General features: G+C 55.2%; 22 protein-coding genes. 16 read left to right on the top strand and 6 right to left on the bottom strand.

Annotated features, from left to right (window positions below):
• Positions 1 to 16 precede the first annotated feature (16 nt).
• Positions 17 to 2,308 (top strand): phosphatidylglycerol--membrane-oligosaccharide glycerophosphotransferase, encoded by a 2,292-nt coding sequence (gene opgB / locus ACQG19_RS03075; RefSeq protein ID WP_038420877.1) that lies wholly within the window; start codon positions 17 to 19, stop codon positions 2,306 to 2,308.
• The gene (locus ACQG19_RS03070) at positions 2,308 to 2,826 is read left to right on the top strand and encodes a GNAT family N-acetyltransferase (protein WP_246932347.1); all 519 of its coding nucleotides are present in this window, start codon (positions 2,308 to 2,310) and stop codon (positions 2,824 to 2,826) included. Before opgB ends, ACQG19_RS03070 begins: the two co-directional genes overlap by 1 nt.
• Positions 2,827 to 2,898: 72 nt before the next feature.
• Here the strand turns inward: ACQG19_RS03070 and tsr are convergent, their stop codons facing one another.
• Positions 2,899 to 4,563: a methyl-accepting chemotaxis protein gene (gene tsr / locus ACQG19_RS03065; protein ID WP_013095457.1), complete on the bottom strand. Its 1,665-nt coding sequence runs from the start codon at positions 4,561 to 4,563 to the stop codon at positions 2,899 to 2,901.
• Between the two features lie 83 nt (positions 4,564 to 4,646).
• Complete coding sequence (gene hpaR / locus ACQG19_RS03060; RefSeq protein ID WP_013095456.1) at positions 4,647 to 5,087, bottom strand: homoprotocatechuate degradation operon regulator HpaR; 441 nt, start codon at positions 5,085 to 5,087, stop codon at positions 4,647 to 4,649.
• Between the two features lie 268 nt (positions 5,088 to 5,355).
• Here hpaR and hpaG point away from each other — a divergent pair, with 268 nt between their 5' ends.
• The 8 genes from hpaG (at position 5,356) to hpaA (ending at position 13,382) form a co-directional block, all read left to right on the top strand.
• Entirely contained in the window at positions 5,356 to 6,633 is a 1,278-nt protein-coding gene (gene hpaG, locus ACQG19_RS03055) for a 4-hydroxyphenylacetate degradation bifunctional isomerase/decarboxylase (protein ID WP_013095455.1), read from the top strand.
• On the top strand, positions 6,630 to 8,096 hold the full coding sequence (gene hpaE / locus ACQG19_RS03050) for a 5-carboxymethyl-2-hydroxymuconate semialdehyde dehydrogenase (protein ID WP_222169213.1): 1,467 nt from the start codon (positions 6,630 to 6,632) through the stop codon (positions 8,094 to 8,096). The genes hpaG and hpaE overlap by 4 nt, the downstream gene beginning before the upstream one ends.
• A gap of 1 nt (position 8,097) precedes the next feature.
• Positions 8,098 to 8,949, top strand: coding sequence for a 3,4-dihydroxyphenylacetate 2,3-dioxygenase (gene hpaD, locus ACQG19_RS03045; protein WP_013095453.1), 852 nt, complete (start codon positions 8,098 to 8,100; stop codon positions 8,947 to 8,949).
• Positions 8,950 to 8,958: 9 nt separating this feature from the next.
• Entirely contained in the window at positions 8,959 to 9,339 is a 381-nt protein-coding gene (locus tag ACQG19_RS03040) for a 5-carboxymethyl-2-hydroxymuconate Delta-isomerase (RefSeq protein WP_045295471.1), read from the top strand.
• A 122-nt stretch (positions 9,340 to 9,461) separates the two neighbouring features.
• Entirely contained in the window at positions 9,462 to 10,265 is an 804-nt protein-coding gene (hpaH, locus tag ACQG19_RS03035; protein WP_038981112.1) for a 2-oxo-hept-4-ene-1,7-dioate hydratase, read from the top strand.
• A gap of 9 nt (positions 10,266 to 10,274) precedes the next feature.
• The gene (gene hpaI, locus ACQG19_RS03030) at positions 10,275 to 11,072 is read left to right on the top strand and encodes a 4-hydroxy-2-oxoheptanedioate aldolase (RefSeq protein ID WP_023620767.1); all 798 of its coding nucleotides are present in this window, start codon (positions 10,275 to 10,277) and stop codon (positions 11,070 to 11,072) included.
• A 21-nt stretch (positions 11,073 to 11,093) separates the two neighbouring features.
• Positions 11,094 to 12,440 carry a 4-hydroxyphenylacetate permease gene (gene hpaX, locus ACQG19_RS03025; RefSeq protein ID WP_013095449.1) on the top strand — a complete coding sequence of 449 codons (1,347 nt, stop codon included), beginning with the start codon at positions 11,094 to 11,096 and terminating at the stop codon, positions 12,438 to 12,440.
• Positions 12,441 to 12,449: 9 nt separating this feature from the next.
• Positions 12,450 to 13,382, top strand: a complete 933-nt coding sequence (hpaA, locus tag ACQG19_RS03020; RefSeq protein WP_058678932.1) for a 4-hydroxyphenylacetate catabolism regulatory protein HpaA — start codon at positions 12,450 to 12,452, stop codon at positions 13,380 to 13,382.
• 43 nt (positions 13,383 to 13,425) lie between these two features.
• Here the strand turns inward: hpaA and ACQG19_RS03015 are convergent, their stop codons facing one another.
• On the bottom strand, positions 13,426 to 14,601 hold the full coding sequence (locus tag ACQG19_RS03015) for an IS4 family transposase (protein ID WP_054442369.1): 1,176 nt from the start codon (positions 14,599 to 14,601) through the stop codon (positions 13,426 to 13,428).
• Positions 14,602 to 14,847: 246 nt separating this feature from the next.
• Here ACQG19_RS03015 and hpaB point away from each other — a divergent pair, with 246 nt between their 5' ends.
• From hpaB to yjiA, 6 genes are all read left to right on the top strand, one after another.
• Positions 14,848 to 16,410, top strand: a complete 1,563-nt coding sequence (gene hpaB / locus ACQG19_RS03010; RefSeq protein WP_013095447.1) for a 4-hydroxyphenylacetate 3-monooxygenase, oxygenase component — start codon at positions 14,848 to 14,850, stop codon at positions 16,408 to 16,410.
• Between the two features lie 17 nt (positions 16,411 to 16,427).
• Complete coding sequence (locus ACQG19_RS03005; protein ID WP_020688846.1) at positions 16,428 to 16,940, top strand: 4-hydroxyphenylacetate 3-monooxygenase reductase subunit; 513 nt, start codon at positions 16,428 to 16,430, stop codon at positions 16,938 to 16,940.
• Positions 16,941 to 17,130: 190 nt separating this feature from the next.
• Positions 17,131 to 18,033, top strand: a complete 903-nt coding sequence (locus tag ACQG19_RS03000; protein WP_020688847.1) for a helix-turn-helix transcriptional regulator — start codon at positions 17,131 to 17,133, stop codon at positions 18,031 to 18,033.
• Positions 18,034 to 18,238: 205 nt separating this feature from the next.
• A complete protein-coding gene (locus tag ACQG19_RS02995; protein ID WP_029882188.1) occupies positions 18,239 to 20,392 on the top strand; it encodes a carbon starvation CstA family protein in 2,154 nt (717 codons plus the stop codon).
• 114 nt (positions 20,393 to 20,506) lie between these two features.
• On the top strand, positions 20,507 to 20,710 hold the full coding sequence (locus ACQG19_RS02990; RefSeq protein ID WP_003856610.1) for a YbdD/YjiX family protein: 204 nt from the start codon (positions 20,507 to 20,509) through the stop codon (positions 20,708 to 20,710).
• Positions 20,711 to 20,720: 10 nt separating this feature from the next.
• A complete protein-coding gene (gene yjiA, locus ACQG19_RS02985) occupies positions 20,721 to 21,674 on the top strand; it encodes a GTPase (protein ID WP_045902501.1) in 954 nt (317 codons plus the stop codon).
• 37 nt (positions 21,675 to 21,711) lie between these two features.
• Here yjiA and ACQG19_RS02980 read toward each other — a convergent pair whose 3' ends face one another.
• The 3 genes from ACQG19_RS02980 to ACQG19_RS02970 all read right to left on the bottom strand — a co-directional run bounded on the left by ACQG19_RS02980 (position 21,712) and on the right by ACQG19_RS02970 (position 25,575).
• The gene (locus ACQG19_RS02980) at positions 21,712 to 22,980 is read right to left on the bottom strand and encodes an O-antigen ligase family protein (protein WP_102752465.1); all 1,269 of its coding nucleotides are present in this window, start codon (positions 22,978 to 22,980) and stop codon (positions 21,712 to 21,714) included.
• Positions 22,974 to 23,990 (bottom strand): glycosyltransferase family 8 protein, encoded by a 1,017-nt coding sequence (locus ACQG19_RS02975; RefSeq protein ID WP_222169212.1) that lies wholly within the window; start codon positions 23,988 to 23,990, stop codon positions 22,974 to 22,976. Before ACQG19_RS02975 ends, ACQG19_RS02980 begins: the two co-directional genes overlap by 7 nt.
• Positions 23,991 to 24,216: 226 nt before the next feature.
• Positions 24,217 to 25,575 carry an esterase-like activity of phytase family protein gene (locus ACQG19_RS02970; RefSeq protein WP_222169211.1) on the bottom strand — a complete coding sequence of 453 codons (1,359 nt, stop codon included), beginning with the start codon at positions 25,573 to 25,575 and terminating at the stop codon, positions 24,217 to 24,219.
• Between the last annotated feature and the right edge of the window lie 377 nt (positions 25,576 to 25,952).

The following is a 25,952-nucleotide window of genomic DNA, read 5'->3' as shown; positions in this document are numbered from 1 at the left end:
TCATGAGGATATGCTGTTGTCAGAGTTAATGTCCCTTGCCCTTTTTCTGGCCTCCATCGGCGTTTACGCCTGGAAAGCTGGCCGTAATACCTGGTGGTTTATCGCCACGCTGGTGGTGCTCGGCATTTTTATTGTTTTAAACATTACGCTCTACGCCAGCGATTACTTTACCGGAGACGGGATAAACGATGCGGTGCTCTACACCCTGACCAATAGCCTGACGGGCGCGGGCGTGGGTAAGTATATCCTCCCCGGTCTGGGGCTGGTGCTGGCGCTGGTGACCATTTTTGGCGCGCTCGCCTGGGTGCTGCGCCGCCGCCGTCATCTTCCGCACCACCATGGCTACAGCCTGCTGGCGCTTTTCCTTGCGCTGGCCTCAGTGGATGCCAGCCCGGCATTTCATCAGATCACCGAGCTGGTGAAATCCCAGTCGCGCGACGGTGACCCGGATTTCGTGGCGTACTATAAAGAGCCATCGAAAACGATAGCCAACCCGAAGCTTAATCTGGTGTACATCTACGGCGAGAGTCTGGAGAGGACCTATTTTGATAACGACGCCTTCCCGAACCTGACGCCGGATCTGGGCGCGCTGAAAAACGAAGGCCTCGACTTCAGTCACACCATGCAGCTGCCCGGCACCGACTACACCATTGCCGGAATGGTTGCCTCCCAGTGCGGCATTCCTCTGTTTGCCCCCTTTGAAGGCAACGCCTCAGCTTCAATGTCGAGCTTCTTCCCGCAGAATATCTGCCTGGGCGACATCCTGAAAAACTCCGGTTACGAGAACTATTTTGTCCAGGGGGCCAACCTGCGCTTTGCCGGGAAAGATGTGTTCCTGAAATCACACGGGTTTGATCATCTGTACGGCTCAGAAGAGTTAAAAACGACCGTCGCCGACCCCACTTACCGCAACGACTGGGGCTTCTACGACGATACCGTGCTGGATGAGACCTGGAAAAAATTCGAAGAACTGTCCCGCGCCGGGAAACGCTTCTCCCTCTTTGCCCTGACGGTAGATACTCACCATCCTGACGGTTTCGTCTCGCGCACCTGCAAGCGCAAACGCTACGACATTGACGGCAAAGATAATAAATCCTTCAGCGCCGTCACCTGTAGCCAGGAGCATATCGCCGCCCTTGTTCAGAAAATCAAAACCTCACCCTGGTTCAAAAACACGGTGATCGTGGTCTCTTCAGACCATCTGGCGATGAAAAACAGCGCGTGGGATCAGCTGAACAAACAGGATCGCAGCAACCTGTTCTTCGTTCTGCGCGGCGACAAACCGCAGCAGGAGGTAATCGCCACCAAGCGTAATTCGATGGATAACGGTGCCACGGTGCTGGATATTCTTGGCGGTGACAACTTTATTGGTCTGGGCCGCAGCACGCTGTCGGGACAATCGCTGTCCGAAGTGTTCCTCAACATGAAGGAAAAAATCCTCGCCTGGAAGCCGGATATCATACGTCTGTGGAACTTCCCGAAAGAGATGAAAGACTTCACTATCGATCAGGATAAAAAAACGATCGCCTTCTCAGGCAGCCACTTCCGGCTGCCGCTGCTGCTGCGCGTGTCGGATAACCGCGTTGAGCCGCTGCCTGAAAGCGAATACTCGGCGCCGCTGCGCTTCCAGCTGGCGGAGTTTGCCCCGCGTGATAACTTTGTCTGGGTCGATAAGTGCTACAAAATGGGCCAGCTCTGGTCGCCGCCGCTGGCGCTGTCGACGGACTGGTGTGTCTCTCAGGGGCAGCTAGGCGGGGAGCAAACCGTGCAGCACGTAGATAAGCCAGTATGGAAGGGCAAAACCGCCTTCAGGGATACGGTTATCGATACCGCCCGCTATCAGCGCAACATTGATATGCTAAAAATCGTCGACAACGATATTCGCTATAAAGCCGACAGCTTTATCTTCAACGTCGCCGGTGCGCCGGAAGAGGTTAAACAGTTCAGCGGTATCTCTCGTCCGGAGTCCTGGGGACGCTGGTCCAACGCACAGCTGGGCAATGAGGTAAAAATTGAGTATGCCCACCCCTTGCCGCAGAAATTCGACCTGGTGATCACCGCCAAAGCGTATGGCGCTAATGCTAACCGCCCTGTTCCGGTACGGGTGGGCGACAGCGAGCAAACGCTGACCCTTGGCAACGAAGTCAGCACCACCACGCTGCATTTCGATAATCCTTCACGGAGTAATACCCTGGTGATTGTGCCGCCAGAGCCGCAATCTACCAATGAAGGCAATATTCTCGGCCACTCACCGCGCGAGCTCGGGATTGGCATGGTCGAAATTAAAATCGTGGGTAACGCAGGCTAATGCGTGTCGGCCTTAACATCACCGTTCGCCCAACACGCCCCGGTGACGTCACCGCCCTGCCCGCCATAGAACGCGCGGCGGGCGAGCGTTTCCGGGATTACCCGGAACTCGCCTGGCTTGCAGAGGGCGAGGTCATTTCCGCTGAGCAGCATCTCGACTACGCCGAACGCGGACTGAGCTGGCTGGCGCAGGCCAACGACCAGCCGGTCGGTTTTATCCTCGCAGAGACGCACGTTTCGTCGCTGTTCATCGTGGAGCTTTCGGTGCATCTGGACTGGCAGGGAAAAGGGATCGGCCGACGGCTCATCGCCTGTGTCGCTGACCAGGCCCGCAAAAGGGGGCTGGCATCGCTGACGCTGACAACCTTCCGGGACGTGCCGTGGAATGCGCCGTTCTATGCGCGGCTGGGGTTTGAAATGATAACGACGCTGACGCCTGAACTGCGTGAAAAACGCGAAGAAGAGACGGCGCACGGTTTAGCGTATGACGCTCGCTGTGCCATGCGCCTGCCTCTGTAATATCGCCCGACGGCGCACCGTCATTGCGTAGGCCGGGTAAGGCGTAGCCGCCACCCGGCACCACGCACGGCGTTAGAAGGTTTCCCAGTTATCGCCCGCATCCGCGGTCGCCGGTTTACGCATCACCACCGGTGCAGCAACGCTTTTGGCTGCGGCAAACTCACGTGCTTTCATCTGCTCCTGCTGAATACGGAACACCGCGACGGCCTGCGTCAGGCGGCTCGCCTGCTCTTCCAGCGCCGCAGCGGCAGCAGCAGACTCTTCCACCAGCGAGGCGTTCTGCTGAGTCACGCGATCCATCTCCGCCACCGCCAGACCAACCTGATCGATACCGCGGCTCTGCTCATCAGAGGCAGAGGCGATTTCGCCCATGATATCGGTCACGCGGGTCACCGCATTAACGATTTCACCCATCGTTTCACCGGCGCTTTCCACCAGCGTTGAGCCCACTTCCACACGACCGACGGAGTCTTCAATCAGGCTCTTGATCTCACGGGCAGCCTGGGCACTGCGCTGGGCCAGGTTACGTACTTCACCTGCCACGACGGCGAATCCGCGACCCTGCTCACCCGCACGTGCAGCTTCAACCGCCGCGTTCAGTGCCAGAATGTTGGTCTGGAAGGCAATACCGTCAATCACGCTGATAATATCGGCGATTTTCTGCGAACTGCCCGCGATGTCGCGCATGGTTTGCACCACGTTATCCACCACTTTCCCGCCCTTCTGTGCGGTTTCAGACGCGCTCAGCGCCAGGTTGCTCGCCTGGCGGGCATTTTCGGCGTTCTGCTTCACGGTCGCCGTCAGCTGCTCCATGCTGGCAGCGGTCTCTTCCAGGGAAGCGGCCTGCTGTTCAGTACGGGAAGAGAGATCGTTATTGCCCATCGCGATTTCGCTCGCGCCGCTGTAGATGGCGTTTGCGCCGTTACGCACGTCACCAACGGTACGCACCAGTTCGCTCTGCATATGACGCAGCGAGTCGGCCAGTTCACCCATCTCGTTAGCGCCTTCCACTTCAATGCGCTTCACCAGATCGCCGCTGGCGATATGGCGGATGTTGTCGATGAGACGGGTCAGCGGAGAGATCAGCGCCTGCTTGATACCCAGCCACACGCCCACGATGACCACCAGCACAACCATCAGCACGCTGATCAGCACCCAGATCGCCTGGCTGTAAGAGCTGTTGCTGTTTTCCACCGCCATCTGATACAGCTTGTCGTTCTGCAGCAGGTAGTTCACATACTGCTTCTCAAAACCATCCTGATAGCTCTGGGTAGGCTGATCGAAGAAAGCGTTAATTTTGCCTGCACCCAGCAGCTGAATCAGCTCCGCCAACGCGCCGTGATAAATATCGTAGTTACGCTTAATTTCCATCGCTTCAGCGTCGCTCTGACGCGGATCGCGCGGCAGGGCTTCGTAGGCGGCCCAGTTTTTTTCCGCCTGTTTCAGTGACACAGAGGCAATTTGCATCAGATCGTTCACGGTCGCGCCGCTGCCGATATTGTTCTGATCCATCATGTAGCGGATGCCCGCGCGGTTCAGGGTGTTACGGGTTTGCAGCAACGCCACCCAGCTGGCGTTCAGCGTGGATTGTTGCTGGCGAATGGTTTGCAGGACGGTGAAATTCTCTTTGTCATGCTTCAGGGCATTGAAGAAAAGACCACCGGAGGTCAGTTGTAAAAGGCCAAATATCGCTAAAACCAGCATTAAGCTGGTGACAATCTTGATACGGTTTAACATGTTTTCTCTTCCTTCAGACAGATACAGAATTTTCGGCCTGGAAAGGGAAAACTTTACGAAAATCATCCTTTAATTTGTGGTTTTTACTCTTCGTCACGCGCTGCGTTATGGCGGTTTCCCAGCGCGATAAACTCCTCAAGCAGCGCCGTCAGCTGTTTCATCTTCTCCGGCGTATATTCCGCCTCTATTTGCTGGTACGCCTCTTCCACCTGCGCCTGGGCGTGCTCGTACAGCGCGTTGCCCTCTTTGGTCAGCGACACGTACAGTTTGCGCTGGTCATTGACCGGTTTTAAGCGCAGCACCAGACCGTCGCGCTCCATGCGCGTCAGAATGCCCGTCAGACTCGGGCGCAATATGCAGGTCCGAAACGCCAGATCGTGAAAATCCATCGAGGGATGTTCAGCCAGTACACGCACAATGCGCCACTGCTGCTCGGTCAGGTTATGCCGCTTCACAATTGGTCGGAAGTAGGACATTGCCGCTTCCCGCGCCTGCAACAGGGCGATAGTTAAAGAATCATGCATAGCCACTCCCGCTTATTGTTAACAAGTAAACAATTCAAAATCGCTGTTTTAATCAACTGCTTTTTGACCATCGAAAAGTCTAACAGAAACAACAGCACTTTATTAACACGATGATAAATATATTATTTTAAACGAAAATGTAAATTTATTGTTATTCATATCACAAATATTTCACTTCTGATTGCGAAATAATCAGCAAAAGCATAAAACCAGATCATTAACATATTAACAAAATCAACGCCGGCGTTCCGGCCTGAGGAGTATGTCAATGAAAGGTACCGTTTTTGCCGTGGCGCTGAACCACCAAAGCCAGCGCGACGCCTGGGCTGAGGCGTTTGAAAAAGCCCCCTACAACACCCCGCCAAAAACCGCGGTGTGGTTTATCAAGCCACACAACACGGTGATCCGCGCAGGTGAACCCATCCCGTTTCCGCAGGGTGAGACGGTGCTGAGCGGCGCAACCGTCGCGCTGGTGGTGGGCAAAACGGCCAGCAAAGTTCGCGTGGAGGACGCAGCGGCCTACATCGCCGGGTACGCGCTGGCAAACGAGGTAAGCCTGCCGGAAGAGAGCTTTTATCGCCCGGCAATCAAAGCCAAATGCCGGGACGGGTTTTGTCCGCTGGGTGAGCTGGTCGCCGTCGACAACGTAGATAACCTGACTATCATCACTGAAATCAACGGCCGTGAAGCGGACCACTGGAACACCGCCGGGCTACAGCGCAACGCCGCCGAACTGCTGAGCGCCCTGAGCGAGTTCGCGACCCTGAATCCGGGCGATGCGATCTTGCTCGGCACGCCGCAAAGCCGCGTCGAGATCCGCCCTGGCGATCGGGTACGCATTCTGGCGGAAGGGTTCCCGGCACTGGAAAACCCGGTGGTGGATGAACGCGACGTGGCGATGGCTCAGGGCGCGCACCCTCACCCCACGCTGTTCGCCCTCGGCCTGAACTACGCCGATCACGCCAGCGAGCTGGCATTCACGCCACCGACCGAGCCGCTGGTATTTATCAAAGCGCCCAATACCTTCAACGGCGACAACCAGACCTCGGTACGCCCGGACAACGTTGAGTACATGCACTACGAGGCGGAGCTGGTGGTGGTCATCGGCAAAACCGCGCGTAAGGTCAGTGAAGCCGAGGCGATGGATTTTGTTGCGGGCTACACGGTCTGTAACGACTACGCCATTCGCGACTATCTCGAAAATTACTACCGCCCGAATCTGCGGGTCAAAAGCCGCGACGGGTTAACCCCCATCAGCCCCAACATCGTGCCAAAAGCAGCCATTCCCGATCCGCATAACTTAACCCTGCGCACCTTCGTCAACGGTGAATTACGTCAGGAAGGGACCACGGCGGATCTGATCTTCAGCATCCCATACCTGATTGCATACCTGAGCGAATTCATGACTCTGCAGCCGGGCGACATGATCGCCACCGGCACGCCAAAAGGACTGTCCGACGTGGTACCGGGGGATGAAGTGGTGGTGGAAGTGGAAGGCGTGGGTCGCCTGGTAAACCGGATTGTGAGTGAGGAGACGGCAAAATGAAAAAGATTAACCACTGGATCAACGGCAAAAACGTGGCGGGAAGCGACTACTTCCACACCACCAACCCGGCCTCCGGCGAGGTGCTGGCAGAAGTCGCCGCCGGCGGGGAAGCGGAAATCCATCAGGCCGTGGCGGCAGCAAAAGAGGCTTTCCCAAAGTGGGCCAACCTGCCGATGAAAGAGCGTGCGCGTCTGATGCGTCGCCTGGGCGATCTGATTGACCAGAACGTGCCGGACATTGCCGCGATGGAAACCGCCGACACCGGCCTGCCCATCCACCAGACCAAAAACGTGCTTATCCCCCGCGCCTCGCACAACTTCGAGTTCTTCGCCGAAGTGTGCCAGCAGATGAACGGCAAAACCTACCCGGTTGACGACAAGATGCTGAACTACACCCTGGTGCAGCCGGTGGGCGTCTGCGCGCTGGTGTCGCCGTGGAACGTGCCGTTTATGACCGCCACCTGGAAGGTCGCCCCATGCCTGGCGTTGGGGAATACCGCCGTGCTGAAGATGTCTGAACTCTCGCCGCTGACCGCCGACCGTCTGGGCGAACTGGCGCTGGAGGCAGGTATTCCGGCGGGCGTGCTGAACGTGGTGCAGGGCTATGGCGCCACGGCAGGCGATGCGCTGGTGCGCCATCACGACGTGCGGGCCGTCTCCTTCACCGGCGGCACCGCCACCGGGCGCAATATCATGAAAAACGCCGGGCTGAAGAAATACTCCATGGAGCTGGGCGGCAAATCCCCGGTACTGATTTTTGAAGATGCCGACATTGAGCGCGCGCTGGATGCCGCCCTGTTCACCATCTTCTCCATCAACGGCGAGCGCTGCACCGCGGGCTCGCGCATTTTCATCCAGCAGAGCATCTACCCGGAATTCGTCAAACGCTTCGCCGAGCGAGCCAACCGCCTGCGCGTGGGCGATCCGACCGATCCGAACACCCAGATTGGCGCACTGATTAGCCAACAGCACTGGGAGAAAGTCTCCGGCTATATCCGCCTGGGCATTGAGGAGGGCGCGACCCTGCTGGCGGGCGGCCCGGACAAACCGGCCGACCTGCCTGCGCAACTGAAAGGCGGTAACTTCCTGCGCCCGACGGTACTGGCGGATGTCGACAACCGCATGCGCGTGGCGCAGGAGGAGATCTTCGGCCCGGTAGCATGCCTGCTGCCGTTCAAGGACGAAGCGGAAGGGCTACGCCTGGCCAACGACGTGGAGTACGGCCTGGCGTCGTACATCTGGACCCAGGACGTCAGCAAAGTGCTGCGTCTGGCGCGCAATATCGAAGCGGGCATGGTGTTCGTGAATACCCAGAACGTGCGCGATCTGCGCCAGCCGTTTGGCGGCGTGAAGGCCTCCGGCACCGGGCGCGAAGGCGGCGAGTACAGCTTTGAGGTGTTCGCGGAGATGAAGAACGTCTGCATCTCCATGGGCGACCATCCGATTCCAAAATGGGGGATCTAAAATGGGAAAGTTAGCGTTAGCGGCAAAAATCACGCACGTACCGTCAATGTATCTCTCTGAGCTGCCGGGTAAAAACCACGGCTGCCGTCAGGGGGCCATTGACGGGCACAAAGAGATCGGCAAGCGCTGCCGCGAGCTGGGCGTCGATACCATCATCGTCTTCGACACCCACTGGCTGGTGAACAGCGCCTATCACATCAACTGTGCGGACCATTTTTCAGGCATCTACACCAGTAACGAGCTGCCGCACTTTATCCGCGACATGACCTACGACTACGACGGCAACCCGGAGCTCGGGCAGCTGATCGCCGACGAGGCGGTCAAGCTTGGCGTGCGCGCCAAAGCGCACAACATCCCGAGCCTGAAGCTGGAATACGGCACGCTGGTGCCGATGCGCTACATGAACGCGGATAAGCACTTCAAAGTGGTCTCCATCTCGGCGTTCTGCACGGTTCACGACTTCGCCGACAGCCGCAGGCTGGGCGAGGCCATCGTCAGCGCCATCGAAAAGTATGACGGCACCGTGGCGGTGCTCGCCAGCGGCTCGCTGTCGCACCGCTTTATCGACGACCAGCGTGCGGAAGAAGGGATGAACAGCTACACCCGCGAGTTCGACCGCCAGATGGACGAACGGGTGGTGAAGCTATGGCGCGAAGGCCAGTTCAAAGAGTTCTGCAGCATGCTGCCGGAGTACGCCGATTACTGCTACGGCGAGGGCAACATGCACGACACGGTGATGCTGCTGGGTATGCTCGGCTGGGACAAATACGACGGCAAGGTTGAATTCCTCACCGAGCTGTTCGCCAGCTCCGGTACCGGCCAGGTTAACGCCGTTTTCCCGCTGCCCGCGTAAGGAGCCACCATGCCGCATTTTATCGCTGAATGTACCGACAACATCCGCGAGCAGGCCGACCTGCCGGGGCTGTTCGCCAAAGTGAACGAGGCGCTGGCCGCCACCGGTATTTTCCCCATCGGCGGTATCCGCAGCCGCGCCCACTGGCTGGATACCTGGCAGATGGCGGACGGCAAGCAGGAGTACGCCTTTGTGCATATGACGCTGAAGATTGGCGCCGGGCGCAGCCTGGAGAGCCGCGAGGCCGTGGGGGAGATGCTGTTTGCGCTGATCAAAGCGCATTTTGCCAACCTCATGGCGAGCCGCTATCTGGCGCTGTCGTTTGAGCTCGATGAACTGCACCCGACGCTCAATTACAAACAAAACAACGTACACGCGTTGTTTACGTAATACCGTCCCCTCTCCCTTTGGGAGAGGGTTAGGGTGAGGGGAAATCTCTGCGGCCCGATGCCCTCACCCCGTCCCTCTCCCACTGGGAGAGGGAGAAAACAAACATAAAACAGGATATCGCCATGCTCGACAAACACACCCATACCCTGATCGCCCACCGCCTGCATCAGGCGGAGCAGTCCCGGGAGCAGATCCGCGCGATCTCGCTGGAGTACCCGGAGATCACGATTGAAGACGCCTACGCCGTACAGCGCGAATGGGTGAACCTGAAAATCGCCGAAGGCCGCGTGCTGAAAGGCCACAAGATCGGCCTCACCTCAAAAGCGATGCAGGCCAGCTCGCAGATCAGCGAGCCGGACTACGGTGCGCTGCTGGACGATATGTTCTTCCACGACGGCAGCGACATCCCCGTCGATCGCTTTATCGTCCCGCGCATTGAGGTGGAGCTGGCTTTCGTGCTGGCAAAACCGCTGCGCGGCCCGAACTGCACGATCTTCGACGTCTACAACGCCACGGATTACGTGATCCCCGCGCTGGAGCTGATCGACGCCCGCTGCCACAACGTTGACCCGGAAACCCAGCGCCCGCGCAAGGTGTTCGACACCATCTCCGATAACGCCGCCAACGCGGGCGTGATCCTCGGCGGCCGTCCGATTAAGCCCGACGAGCTGGATCTGCGCTGGATCTCCGCCCTGCTCTATCGCAACGGCGTGATCGAAGAGACCGGCGTTGCCGCGGGCGTGCTCAACCACCCGGCTAACGGTGTGGCGTGGCTGGCCAACAAACTTGCCCCCTACGACGTTCAGCTTGAGCCTGGCCAGATCATTCTCGGTGGTTCGTTTACCCGTCCGGTCGCGGCCAGCAGAGGCGATACCTTCCACGTGGACTACGGCAACATGGGCTCCATCAGCTGCCGCTTTGTCTAGGAGATAACCATGCAAAACGCATTCAAAACGGCGCTGAAAGCCGGAAAACCACAGATTGGTTTATGGCTGGGGCTGACCAGCAGCTACAGCGCCGAACTGCTGGCGGGGGCTGGTTTCGACTGGCTGCTGATCGACGCCGAACATGCGCCGAACACCGTGCAGACCGTCCTAACCCAGCTGCAGGCCATCGCCCCTTATCCGAGCCAGCCGGTCGTCCGCCCGTCGTGGAACGATCCGGTGCAGATCAAACAGCTGCTGGATGTGGGCGCGCAAACCCTGCTGGTACCGATGGTACAAAACGCCGAAGAAGCCCGTCTGGCGGTCCGTTCCACGCGCTATCCGCCTGCGGGTATTCGCGGCGTGGGCAGCGCCCTGGCGCGGGCCTCGCGCTGGAACCGCATCCCGGACTACCTGCACCAGGCCAACGACGCCATGTGCGTGCTGGTGCAAATCGAAACCCGCGAGGCGCTAAAAAACCTGCCGCAGATCCTGGATGTGGACGGCGTCGACGGGGTGTTTATCGGCCCGGCGGATCTGAGCGCCGACATGGGCTTTGCCGGTAATCCTCAGCATCCGGAAGTGCAGGCGGCCATTGAACAGGCGATCGCGCAGATCCTGAGCGCCGGCAAAGCGCCCGGCATCCTGATGGCCAACGAGCAGCTGGCCAAACGCTATCTCGAATTCGGCGCGTTGTTTGTCGCCGTCGGCGTCGACACGACCCTGCTCGCCCGCAGCGCCGAAGCGCTGGCGGCACGTTTTATCGATCACCCGGTTACGTCAGTTAATAACAATAAATCCGTCTACTAAACGTAAGATCTGGAGCGCACCATGACGACCTCTACCCTGCAAGATAATAAAGCTGTTGAACATCGCGTTATAAATAAGCTGTTCCGTCGTTTGATCGTGTTTCTCTTCATCCTGTTTGTCTTCTCGTTTCTCGATCGCATCAACATTGGCTTTGCCGGGCTGACGATGGGCAAAGATCTGGGCCTCACCTCCACGATGTTTGGCCTGGCCGCGACGCTCTTTTACGTCACCTACGTGTTGTGCGGGATCCCGAGCAACATCATGCTGGCGAAGATCGGCGCCCGGCGCTGGATCGCCGGGATCATGGTGGTGTGGGGGATCGCGTCCACCTGCACCATGTTCGCCACCAGCCCGGAAACGCTCTATGTGCTGCGCATGCTGGTGGGCATTGCCGAGGCTGGCTTCCTGCCGGGGATTTTGGTCTATCTCACCTGGTGGTTCCCGGCCTATCACCGCGCCCGCGCCAACGCGCTGTTTATGATTGCCATGCCGGTAACCATGATGCTCGGCTCTATTCTTTCCGGCTACATCCTGGCGATGGACGGGCTGTGGAACCTGAAAGGCTGGCAGTGGCTGTTCCTGCTGGAAGGGTTGCCGTCGGTGGTGCTCGGCGTGGTGACCTGGTTCTACCTTAACGACACCCCGGATCAGGCCAGCTGGCTGGATGATGAAGAAAAGCAAACGCTGAAAACCATGATCGCCCGTGAGCAAGAGCTGGCGGTGGCGCATGCCGCCACGCCGCGTTCAACGCTGCGTGAAGTCCTGACCCCGGCGGTACTGCTCTATACGCTGGCCTATTTCTGCCTGACGAACACGCTGAGTGCGATCAACATCTGGACGCCGCAGATCCTGCAAAGCTTCAACACCGGCAGCAGCAACATTGTGATCGGCCTGCTGGCGGCGATCCCGCAGTTTTGCACCATCCTCGGCATGATCTGGTGGAGCCGTCGCTCCGACAGGCTGAAAGAGCGAAAAAAGCACACCATCCTGCCGTATCTCTTCGCGGCGGCGGGATGGATGCTGGCCTCGGCCACCGATCACAGCCTGATCCAGCTGCTTGGCATCATCATGGCCTCAACCGGATCGTTTACCGCCATGGCGATATTCTGGACCACGCCGGATCAGGTTATTAGCCTGCAGTCCCGTGCGGTGGCGCTGGCGGTGATCAACGCTATCGGCAACGTCGGATCCGCCGTCAGCCCGCTGCTGATCGGCATTCTGCGTGATGCCACCGGCAGCTTCAGCTCCGGGCTGTGGTTCGTCGCCGGGCTGCTGGTGGTGGGCGCGCTGGTGCTGACGCGGATCCCAATGACCCGCCAGGAGAGCCTCGGGCGCGATCCGGGGATGGCGGCACAGAAGATCCACTGAGGAGGAGCTATGTGCCAGAGCCCCGTCGCCAATATCGATATCAGCAAAGAGTACGACGAAAGTCTGGGCACCGACGATGTGCACTATCAGTCGTTTGCCCGCATGGCGGCCTTTTTTGGCCGCGACATGCAGGCGCATCGTCACGACCAGTATTTTCAGATGCACTTTCTTGATACCGGGCAGATAGAACTCCAGCTCGACGATCATCGCTACTCGGTGCAGGCTCCGCTGTTCGTCATTACCCCGCCGTCGGTGCCACACGCGTTTATCACCGAATCCGACAGCGATGGCCACGTTCTGACGGTACGCGAGGATCTCATCTGGCCGCTGCTGGAGGTGCTCTACCCCGGCACGCGAGAAGCGTTTGGCCTGCCGGGGATCTGCCTGTCGCTGGCCGATAAGCCCGACGAGCTGGCGGCGCTCAGGCACTACTGGCAGCTGATTGCCAGGGAATCCACCGGGCAACTTCCCGGACGCGAGCATACCCTGGTGCTGCTCGCGCAGGCGGTCTTTACACTGCTGCTGCGTAACGCCAGGCTCGACGACCACGCTTCAGGCGGCATGCGCGGTGAGTTAAAACTGTTCCAGCGCTTTACCCAGTTGATTGACACCCACTATCACCAGCACTGGACGGTGCCGGACTACGCCTGTGAACTCCACCTGACCGAATCCCGCCTGACCGATATCTGCCGCCGCTTCGCCAACCGTCCGCCGAAGCGGCTGATCTTCGACCGCCAGCTGCGCGAAGCCAGACGGCTGTTGCTCTTTTCCGACAGTACGGTCAGCGAGATTGCGTGGCAGTTGGGCTTTAAGGATCCGGCCTATTTTGCCCGCTTTTTCAATCGCCTGACGGGCTGCTCGCCCAGCGCGTATCGGGCGCAGAAAGTACCGGTTTCCCCTGTTGCCCTCACCCCTGCCCTCTCCCAACGGGAGAGGGAGTAACCGTTCCCTCTCCCGTTGGGCTGAGGGATCCCCAGTAATATGGTCATGTCACCATGACCATATTACTGTACTCTTTTCCCAGCTTTTTCATCTCGTTAACTATATTCAGGCGTCTTACTTTCCCGGGCTCATGCCGGATGACTTCTTCTGCCAGACTCAGGTATGACAGAACCCGTCTGTGCCTGATGCTGCTTGCCTGATAGTGCCAGTGTAAACACTGCCTTTCTGCCCTGTAACCTGCCAGCCACATCACCAGGCTTGCCATTGCCGCGACCATATTCAGCACTTCCAGTCGCCCTTTTCCCTGACTCCGGCTCAGCCTCAGACCGAACCCGAAGCGTGGACTTTTGTCGTCCCGGAAGTTTTGTTCTATCTGCATTCTGCGGCTGTACAGGGCCATTATCTGGTGCGGCTCCAGTCCCTCTGCATTACTGAACAGCAGCCAGGGCTCCCGCGCGCTACTGCGGTGTTCCCGCTGTGTTTTCGGCATCCCCCCTTTTCCCTGACGCCCTGCGTCAGGGCGCTTATGCAGATAGAACCGGCCGTAACAGGGCGTTCGTGGTTTACGGGACAGGACACCGTAACCCACGCAGACCGGTTGTCCGGTAGCCTCAAGCTCACTGATTTTCATCCATTTTTTATCTCCGTCCAGCCGGAAGCTGATGCAGCCCCTGACCCTGCCGGTGAAGCTCCAGCCCAGCTGGCTGACATGCCGGAACCAGTCTGTCCGGAAGCCTGCATCCGTAATGATGGTGACGGCTTTATCTTTCGGGATGGCATCATGCAGGCGGTCAAGGAAGCGGCACTGTACATCGCTGTTCTGCGCCAGCTCTGCGGGGACAACCTCACTCATAAGCGGCAGTGAGCGACCATTACAGACCAGGCTTGCCCGCAGAAGATACCAGTTCCTGTCATGCCAGCCTGTCCAGTCGACAGCAATCACACAGAAGGGCATCAGGGAGGTGATGGTATGTGTGAGCAGGTGCTGAATACGGGGAATATCCCGGTGAAGGGCGGTATTACCCAGGGCACGGTCAACACGTTTAATTTTATTTTTGACGTGCGCCCTGCCGGGAAGAGAGCGACCAAGGCTGGTCAGGGTCAGATCCGCACCGTGCGTGAGGGCAACGGCCATGGAAACAAGGACATTAATCCGGAAGCTGTGAACGTCCGGTAAAGACGCGGAGAAAAATTTCTGGCAGACTGTCTGTAAAGGCACGATGAGGTCTCTTCTGATTTGTTAGCGCAACCAGTAGATCACACTTCATCGTGCTTTTCATTTTTCTGGGGAACCCTCAGCCCGTTGGGAGAGGGTTAGGGTGAGGGAAATCACACTCTGCGATCTCTCGCGAAAAGTACCTGCCGTTGTCCCAATCGTCCCTTCACGTTCCGCCCCTCTCACGCTTCAATTAAACAACAAAAACAAAACATAAATTTAACAAACCAATTCCGATACGAGGTCCCTATGAAGCCTGAAGAGTTCCGCGCTGATACCAAACGCCCGTTAACCGGCGAAGAGTATTTAAAAAGCCTGCAGGATGGCCGCGAGATTTATATCTACGGCGAGCGCGTTAAAGACGTCACCACCCATCCGGCGTTTCGCAATGCGGCGGCCTCCATCGCGCAGATGTACGACGCGCTGCACAAACCTGACATGCAGGATACGCTGTGCTGGGGCACCGACACCGGCAGCGGCGGTTACACCCATAAGTTCTTCCGCGTGGCGAAAAGCGCCGACGACCTGCGTCAGCAGCGGGACGCCATCGCCGAGTGGTCTCGCCTGAGCTACGGCTGGATGGGCCGCACGCCGGACTACAAAGCCGCGTTCGGCTGCGCGCTCGGCGCAAACCCGGCCTTCTACGGCCAGTTTGAGCAAAATGCCCGTAACTGGTATACCCGCATTCAGGAAACCGGCCTGTACTTTAACCACGCTATCGTCAACCCGCCTATCGACCGCCACAAACCGGCGGACGAGGTGAAAGACGTCTATATCAAGCTGGAAAAAGAGACCGACGCCGGGATCATCGTCAGCGGCGCCAAAGTGGTTGCCACCAACTCCGCGCTGACCCACTACAACATGATCGGCTTTGGCTCCGCGCAGGTGATGGGCGAAAACCCGGACTTTGCGCTCATGTTCGTCGCGCCAATGGACGCCGAAGGGGTGAAGCTGATCTCCCGCGCCTCCTACGAGATGGTGGCTGGCGCTACCGGCTCGCCGTACGACTACCCGCTCTCCAGCCGTTTTGATGAGAACGACGCGATCCTGGTGATGGATAATGTACTGATCCCATGGGAAAACGTGCTGATCTACCGCGATTTCGACCGCTGCCGTCGCTGGACTATGGAAGGCGGTTTTGCCCGCATGTACCCGCTGCAGGCCTGCGTGCGTCTGGCGGTGAAGCTCGACTTCATCACCGCCCTGCTGAAAAAATCGCTGGAGTGTACCGGCACCCTGGAGTTCCGCGGCGTGCAGGCAGATCTCGGCGAAGTGGTCGCCTGGCGCAATATGTTCTGGGCGCTGAGCGACTCCATGTGTTCCGAAGCCACGCCGTGGGTGAACGGTGCGTACCTGCCGGATCACGCGGCGCTGCAAACCTATCGCGTAATGGCGCCAATGGCCTACGCGAAGATTAAAAACATCATCGAACGCAACGTCACCAGCGGGCTGATCTACCTGCCATCCAGCGCACGGGATCTGAACAACCCGCAGATCGATCAGTATCTGGCGAAGTACGTGCGCGGCTCCAACGGCATGGATCACGTCGAACGCATCAAGATTTTGAAGCTGATGTGGGATGCCATCGGCAGCGAATTTGGCGGCCGTCACGAGCTGTATGAGATCAACTACTCCGGCAGCCAGGACGAAATTCGCCTGCAGTGTCTGCGCCAGGCGCAAAGCTCCGGCAACATGGACAAAATGATGGCGATGGTCGACCGCTGCATGTCTGAGTACGACCAACACGGCTGGACGGTGCCACACCTGCACAACAACAGCGATATCAACATGCTGGACAAGCTGCTGAAATAACGCAGCGGGAGGTTTCAATGCATTCAGATGAACAACGCCTGCGTTTTCGCGACGCCATGGCCAGCCTGTCGGCCGCGGTGAATGTCATCACCACGGCGGGCGATGCCGGACGCTGCGGGATCACCGCCACTGCCGTCTGCTCGGTAACGGATTCCCCGCCGTCGATCATGGTCTGTATCAACGCCAACAGCGCCATGAACCCGGTGTTTCAGGGCAACGGCAAGCTGTGCGTGAATGTGCTCAACCACGAGCAGGAGATCATGGCTCGCCACTTCGCCGGTATGACCGGGATGGCCATGGAGGAGCGCTTTACCCTCTCCTGCTGGCAGAAAGGTCCGCTGGCGCAACCGGTGCTGAAAGGGGCGCTGGCAAGCCTGGAAGGCGAGATAAGTCAGGTGCAAACCATCGGCACGCATCTGGTTTATCTTGTTGAAATTAAAAATATCATCCTCAGTGAAGAGGGCCACGGCCTGATCTATTTCAAACGCCGTTTCCACCCGGTAATGATGGAGCCGGAAGCAGCCGTGTGATCCCCTCTCGGGGGGGGGCGGGCGGGGGGCCGCCCCCCCCCGCCCCCCCTTTCTGCAAAAATTCCTAAGGTTTCCGCTAAATCACGCCGTTATATAGCCATAAGAGAAATTTTCTGTGCCTGAATACTGACACGCTGTGTCAGTGCTACCCGCATCATTCAGCGCATACCCTAATATACAGGAAGACCTTATGGCTAAAACGACGCGGAGCCGCTCGGCTGAACGTCTGGTCGATATTCTCCTTGAGCTACATTTAAACGGTGTGATAAACCGCAGTGCGCTGATGGAGAAATTTAATATTACCGAGCGTACCGTCTACCGGGATTTAAATGCGCTCTCCCCGATTGTGGAACATACCGGAAACGGGCTATATCGGCTGATCCATTCCGCGCAATCGCCCGGCGGACAAGGATTACACCATACCCTTGCTAACTTCCTGAATGCTGATAGCTTTTTCCCCGAAAGAAACGCGGAGTTTTGGGAGAAACTCGAAAACCGCGTTGATGAAAATCATATTCTTATTCTCGCCAACGAGGCGGAGCACACGGCGGAACGTGATATTCGTCGCCATTTATCCAACATTGAAAAATCGATTAAAAACTGTAATGTTTGCCAGATCGTTTATAAAGGCAAAACCCGGCTGATTAACCCCTATAAACTCATTAACAAAAAAAATATATGGTATTTACAAGCTACCGAAAATAGCCGGTTAAAATCCTTCTCATTGAGTCAGATTCGCTGGCTTGATATTCAGAAACGCACCTTTACGCCGGACGAAAATGTGATCGGGCTGTTGGAAAAAAACCTCGATCCGTGGGTATCGGAAGATACTTTCGAGGTGAAAATATTTATTAAGGATAATATTTCACACTACTTCCTGCGCCGCGATCTCCTCCCGGCACAAGAGCTGCTGGAGGAGCAACACGACGGCGTGACGCTGCGCTGTCAGGCAGCACATGAAAACCAGATCCTGCCGCTGCTGTTCTACTGGTTACCCAACATTCAGATCCTGGAGCCAGCCTGGCTTAAGGAAAAGCTGGTTAAAACGCTGGAAGGCTACCTGGCGGGGAGCGCAGCCACGGTAACCGGGTGATCTATATCACATTATTTCTCCCGCTGGCGGCGAGCCTGAACCACTCGCCGCCCCCTTTGACCGCTCACCAGGCACTTTCAACCACTCACCCAATTTCTCCCCTTTACGCGCGCAAGCTTCTGGCACGATCGCTCCAGCATTACTCAATACCTCCTCACAACGAACCCTGACCCTTTTTTCTTTACATAAAAAACCAGGTCTTACTATGGATACTAAAAAACTACTGAAGCACGTGCCCTGGGCCTTACTCGGGATCCTCGGCGCTTTCTGTCTGGCGGTTGTCGCATTACGCCGGGGCGAACACGTAAGCGCCCTGTGGATCGTGGTCGCGTCGGTTTCCGTCTACCTTGTGGCTTATCGCTACTACAGCTTATACATCGCGCAGAAGGTCATGAAACTCGACCCGACGCGTGCCACCCCGGCGGTCATTAACAATGACGGCCTGAACTACGTGCCAACCAACCGCTATGTGCTGTTTGGTCACCACTTTGCCGCCATTGCAGGCGCTGGCCCGCTGGTCGGCCCGGTACTGGCCGCGCAGATGGGCTACCTGCCGGGTACCCTGTGGCTGCTCGCTGGTGTAGTGCTGGCGGGTGCGGTGCAGGACTTTATGGTGCTGTTTATCTCCTCGCGCCGTAACGGTTCGTCGCTGGGTGAGATGATCAAAGAAGAGATGGGCCGCGTGCCGGGTACCATCGCCCTCTTCGGCTGCTTCCTGATTATGATCATCATCCTCGCGGTGCTGGCATTAATCGTGGTGAAAGCGCTGGCTGAAAGTCCGTGGGGCGTCTTTACCGTCTGCTCTACCGTGCCGATTGCGCTGTTCATGGGGATCTACATGCGCTTCCTGCGCCCTGGCCGCGTCGGCGAGGTGTCGGTCATTGGTATCGTGCTGCTGGTTGCCTCTATCTACTTCGGCGGTGTGATTGCGCACGACCCGTACTGGGGTCCGGCGCTGACCTTTAAAGACACCACCATCACCTTTGCCTTGATTGGTTACGCGTTTATTTCTGCCCTTCTGCCGGTATGGCTGATTCTGGCTCCGCGTGACTATCTGGCGACCTTCCTGAAAATCGGCGTCATCGTCGGGCTGGCGATCGGTATTGTGATCATCAACCCTGAACTGAAAATGCCGGCGGTGACCCAGTACATTGACGGTACCGGTCCGCTGTGGAAAGGCGCCCTGTTCCCGTTCCTGTTTATCACCATCGCCTGTGGTGCCGTTTCTGGCTTCCACGCGCTGATCTCCTCCGGCACCACGCCGAAGCTGATGGCCAACGAAACCGACGCGCGTTTCATCGGTTACGGTGCCATGCTGATGGAATCCTTCGTGGCGATCATGGCGCTGGTGGCTGCGTCTATCATCGAACCGGGTCTTTACTTCGCGATGAACACCCCGCCGGCAGGCCTGGGCATCACCATGCCAAACCTGCATGAGATGGGCGGTGACAACGCGGCGCTGATTATGGCGCAGTTGAAGGACGCCAGCGCCCACGCGGCGGCGACCGTCAGCTCCTGGGGCTTTGTGATTTCGCCTGAGCAGATCATGCAGACCGCGAAAGACATCGGCGAACCGTCCGTGCTGAACCGCGCCGGTGGCGCACCGACGCTGGCGGTAGGTATTGCACACGTGTTCCACAAAGTGCTGCCGTGGGCAGACATGGGCTTCTGGTACCACTTCGGTATTCTGTTCGAAGCGCTGTTTATCCTCACCGCGCTGGACGCTGGTACCCGTGCAGGCCGCTTTATGCTGCAGGATCTGCTGGGTAACTTCGTGCCGTTCCTGAAGAAAACCGACTCTCTGGTGGCGGGCGTGCTGGGTACCGCGGGCTGCGTTGGCCTGTGGGGTTACCTGCTGTACCAGGGCGTTGTTGACCCACTCGGCGGCGTGAAGAGCCTGTGGCCGCTGTTCGGTATCTCTAACCAGATGCTGGCAGCCGTTGCCCTGGTGCTCGGCACCGTGGTACTGGTGAAGATGAAACGCACCAAATACATCTGGGTCACCGTGGTGCCTGCGCTGTGGCTGCTGCTCTGCACCACCTGGGCGCTGGGTCTGAAACTGTTCAGCAGCAACCCGCAGCTGGAAGGCTTCTTCTACATGGCTAACCAGTACAAAGCGAAAATTGCCGCCGGTGGCGCGGATCTCACCGCCCAGCAGATTGCCAACATGAACCATATCGTGGTGAACAACTACACCAACGCGGGTCTGAGCATTCTGTTCCTGGTGGTGGTGTACAGCATTATCTTCTACGGCATCAAAACCTGGATGAAAGTGCGTAACGCTGAAGGTCGTACGGACAAAGAGACCCCGTACGTGCCGGTACCGGAAGGCGGCGTGAAGACCTCTTCGCACCATTAATCTACTAATACCCCTCACCCCAGCCCTCTCCCCATAGGGGAGAGGGTGTAAAAGTTCCCTCTCCCCTATGGGGAGAGGGTTAGGGTGAGGGGCTTTTCCTGTCTGGAATCCACAATGTTTGGTAACTTAGGCGAAGCAAAAAAATACCTCGGTCAGGCAGCGAAAATGCTGATTGGCATTCCGGACTATGACAACTACGTTGAGCATATGAAAACCAACCACCCGGATAAGCCCTACATGACCTACACTGAATTCTTCCGCGAGCGTCAGGAAGCGCGCTACGGCGGAAGTGGAGAAGGCGGCGTCCGCTGCTGCTAAAGGAGAGACCATGACCCCGATTGCCGTCACCCTGTTGACCGGTTTCCTCGGCGCCGGTAAAACCACCCTGCTGCGCCACATTCTCAACGCGCAGCACGGTTTCAAAATCGCCGTGATCGAAAACGAGTTCGGCGAAGTCTCCGTTGACGACCAGCTGATTGGCGATCGCGCCACGCAGATCAAAACCCTGACCAACGGCTGCATCTGCTGTACCCGCTCTAACGAACTGGAAGATGCCCTGCTGGACCTGCTCGACAGCCGCGATCGTGGGGACATCCACTTCGACCGTCTGGTGATTGAATGCACCGGCATGGCCGACCCCGGCCCGATTATTCAGACCTTTTTCTCGCATGACATCCTTTGCCAGCGCTACCTGCTGGACGGCGTGATTGCCCTGGTCGACGCGGTTCACGCCGACGATCAGATGAACCAGTTTACCATCGCCCAGTCTCAGGTGGGCTACGCCGACCGCATCCTGCTGACCAAAACCGACGTGGCGGGCGAGAGCGTTAAACTGCGCGAGCGCCTCGCACGCATCAACGCCCGCGCGCCGGTATACACCGTGACGCACGGCGATATCGACCTGTCTCAGCTGTTCAACACCAACGGTTTTATGCTGGAAGAGCATGTCACCTCAAAACCGCGTTTTCACTTTATGGCGGATAAGCAGAACGACGTAGCGTCGATTGTGGTGGAGCTGGATTACCCGGTAGACATCAGCGAGGTCTCCCGCGTGATGGAGAACCTGCTGCTGTCGTTTGCCGATAAACTGCTGCGCTACAAAGGCATGCTGTGGATCGACGGCGAACCAAACCGCCTGCTGTTCCAGGGCGTACAGCGGCTGTACAGCGCGGACTGGGACAGACCCTGGGGCGACGAGACACCGCGCAGCGTGATGGTGTTTATCGGTATCCAACTGCCGGAAGAGGAAATCCGGGCGGCGTTTGCGGGGCTGCGGAAATAAGATAATTCAGGGTCACATACAAGTGACCCTGTTTAACCTAACGATCAAGGTTTGCAAAATTTTTATTCTTTGCACTCTGGCAGAGAAGTAAGACTACTGCACAAGCACCAATCACCATAGCCGTATTTCGTTGAATGAGCAGGACATCAGTGAGTCCCATTAAGAGTAGCGCTGTAATATAAAGCAGCAACCCAGAATTTAATCGGTTATTTTTTACAAATGATGCCATGACACAACAAATATAGAATAAAAGCAGAGAAACAACTCCAAAAATCCCTTGCAAACTAAAGCTTTCTATTATTTCATTATGAAAATGATACTTAATGACTCTGATTGCCTCTCGACTTTTGTAATTTTCCGAAATATATAGCTTTGCTTTATTATAACGATCTTCAGCATCCTGACCAAAAAGAGAAACGCTTGCTACATGAAATCCTGCATCGAGCATTACAAAACGTGCTCCCAATGATGTATTAGCATTATCGTTTTGAAGTTGCTGTATATTATCATATGCCTCCAAAATTCTCTTTTGCATCTTATAGGCTATGCCGCATCCAATAACCGATATCGTCAATACAGCCAGACACCAATATCGAAATTTTACGTTTCTAAGCTCAATACAGGCTAAAACGCAGCATACAATAAAAAAAGTACCTATGGCACCACGGGTTTCAGTCATTAATAACAAATAAGAAAACACAATAAATGTTACCGCAAAACTTAACATCCGCCACGACGGTTTTGCGATAGTTTTTTTAAATAAAGACATACAAACTATTGACTGAATAACTATTATATAAGCAGCTGTTGTTGCCGCATCGGCCAAAAGTTTGATTCTATTTACACCTATAGCTTGTTGTTGATAACCGAACCAAACTGTAATTATACCTAACACGAGGCTAATGCAAGCAGCAAATTTCCAGGTTTGAACAGTTATCTCGCTAACAGATTTAAGCAAATAAAAAGCTATTAGACCAGCCAGGATAAGCAACTTTCCACCAGCATAGTAATTATCCTTTATATCTTGCAAATGCGCTGACGAAAAACTTATAGACCATATCAACTTACTGGCCCCAAGAAGCACAATACTTAATATAAAAGTCATAGCTATCCTATTATCAAACAGCCACTGACGAAAGTTGTTCCAACTCTCCAATAAAACAAGTCCCAAAATAGAAAGATAGCAACTCATATAGAATAGTTTTCTTGGATATGCCTCCATGAAAAGATCGCTAGCAATAGAAAACACAATAAGAATGAAAATAAGATTTACATTTAACTTTTTAATATACGCACGACTTAACATGACTTTTTTGCCTTCTTTTCAAGGAGACGTACAAAATGATATTTAATAAAAATATAGAAAGCCTCAACAAACTGTTTTTTGATAAGGAGCATTTTATAGTATTTCTTTAATTCTTTAGCACAACGTGGTTCAACATCCGCAACATCACGCCAGGGGGATAATTTTTTATACTTGCGATAGTGAGCACTAATATTCTGTTGATTCCAAAGTTGCCATGGTTTATCACTACCAACATAATGCAGAAAAATTGTTTTTTGAGGTGGTTCATACATAAAATCTGCACTCTTATGCCCCGTCTTAATTTGCCGATTATATTTTTCATCAACAAACATAACTCTTTTATGTAGAACAACATTTAGGGCATCCTGATCAAAATACTTAAATTCAGTTCTTCTTTCCAATAAACATTCAATAACTTTTTGCGAAATATTGTTTTCATTCCAATTCAGAGCATTGATATAGAGCATACCAGAGTTGAAATAATCGCCATCCGAAATATTAATAGATTTTGATAATAGCAATTGCTGCTCTGGTTCCTTGACTGCGCAACAAATATGATCTCGAGGTTTATAATCCTCTATTAAATCAGAAATGCTATTCAATGCTACAATATCAGCGTCAATATATAATAAATAACGATAATTTTTAATTAAATATGGAGCTAAAAGACGAAAATAAATTGCAACAGGAAAAACTGATGTCTTTGGCAAAATAGTCAGCGTTTCAGCAGAGATGATAATAATCGTAAGCGCATGCTGCGTATTTTCTATGACGGATTGCAACCTGGCAAATTCAACCTCATTTTTTTGATCAGTAATAATGAAAAAATGTAACGTTTTTTCCGGTGTATTTTGAACTATAGATAACAACGAAATCCCACAGTGCATCAAAAAATTGCCATCAACGCCATAAACTACTGCAGAGTAATGGACTTCTGTATCTAAATTAAAATCCAATATTTGCAAGTTCAATAAAGATTCGTTTAAATTAAGAGTAGTCGGATTCATCATTATTTATATAGCTCAAAAATACTTATAATACATACGATAACAAATTATAAGTTTCTTCCCCAGTACTTTCTCTATTTTGTTTAAAAAACAGGCTAAACCTAAGAGGTATAAAGAAAATTTAATCATATCCATATGAAAAGTAAATAAAAAAGCACTGCAATCACTTTCACATGACTGCAGTGCTTTAGTACTTCATGGCTGGTGGATTACAGCAAGCCGCTCGTTTTCAATCCAACGCCTCCGGCAGCGTCACAATCCACAACTCACTGTCAGACGCCGGTTTCTCCAGCGGCTTCACGCTGAGGGTCGTCTCAACCGGCTTATCATCCAGCGTCAGCTTTCCTTCCGCGTTCACCCGATAATCCTTGAGCTTCTTGCCCTCGACCGGATGTTGCATCGCCACCTTCACGCCAAAGTCGTTATCGTTTGCCACCGCCAGCGTTTTGCTGTCGATCAGCGCCAGCCCTTCAGCCTTTTCCTGCTGCCAGCCCAGGGCGCGCAGATCAACAACCTGCGTTTTCTGCGCAAGGGTAATGCCGCGCTGTGCCAGGGTTTTCTCATCATCAAACTCCGGATACTCGCCCGGCTTGTCGAAACCTGACAAATCGCTCGCCTTACTGAGATCGACCTTGTAAATCAGGTTACGCATTCCGTCGTTTTTATCACTTCCCTGTTCAATCAACAGGATGTGCTGGTCATCGAGCGCCACGATGTCGCCGATTTTAGCGTCGCTGTTTTTGCTGTAGGCCGCGCTGTCGATGGGATAACCGTACATCGCGGTTTTCCCGCTTGCCGGGTCAAAGCTCACCAGACGCGTAAACAGCGCCTTTTTCTTGCTCTTACCGTCGATATCCAGCGTACTTTGCACGGCGGCAATAATACGCCCGTCCGGCATACGGGTGAGGCCTTCAAAGCCGCGGTTCGCCTGACGCCATTTGAGGATATTTGGCAAACCGCCCGCAATTGCTTTTTCCCCTTCTGCCGCCTGCGGACCGTGGATCGCCAGGATTTTCCCTTTACTGTCGATGTTAATCAGAAACGGGCCATACTCATCGCACAGCCAGTAACCGCCTTTACCGTCCGGGGTGATCCCTTCCGTATCCAGCCCGCGATTATCCCCCTTCAGCCTCTTTAACGTGTCGCTGAAGGCCACTTCATTGGTGGATCCAATCACGTCGCTTTCCAGCGGCAGACCGTTGATCGCGCCTTTATCGTCATGCAGAGGACGGGCATCAATGGCCTCCGCTTTGCCGTTTTGTACACGAATCGTCATCAGCAGCGGCGCGAAATCTGGCGTAACGAAAATTTTGGCTTCGTTTTTACCCACTTTCGGTGAATCCGCGTTCGGACCGCGATCGGTAATGGTGGCGAAGGTCAGGGCATCGCCCTGTTTCCCGGTGAACAGCAGGCCAGAACCTATCCCAACCGGAAGCCCGTTCGGGAATGCACTGGCAAACGCGCCGGTGTAGTTCACGTGTGTGCCTTCTGGAAAACTGACGACATAGCGCTCAGCCGTAGGCTGCGCCGCGAGGGCAGAGAAAGAGAGCGCACAACCGATTAGCACAGGAATAATTTTTCTTTTCATGTTGTTAGCATCCATAAAGTGAAGCTCACACCGTAAAGAAGAAACGTGTCAGGAAAATGACATCGAATGGCAACATTGCACGGGCCGGAGCGCCAAAGAAATGTAAAGCTCTGTTGTTATCTGTAACAGCGGAAACATTTCTGGAAATTATTAGAAACCCAATTAATTCGCTGCGAACCACTCTTTCTGCTCTCGTTCAGATTATGTTTAGCTAAAAAAATAAACACTTTCTAAACGCCAAATCATTACCCGTTGACGACCTCGCAACCCAACACTCTAGCAACACCACCAAATTAAAAAATTAACAAAACCAGCATAAAACGGCGACTTTCATCACATTTGCAGTCATTAACATCGCTTGTTAAGGTGCGCCCAGA

This window comes from Enterobacter cloacae complex sp. 277I4 (assembly GCF_050031465.1).
Lineage (GTDB): Bacteria > Pseudomonadota > Gammaproteobacteria > Enterobacterales > Enterobacteriaceae > Enterobacter > Enterobacter cloacae.
Note: the sequence above shows the minus strand (reverse complement) of the source record. Positions and strands in the feature narration are given on the sequence as shown.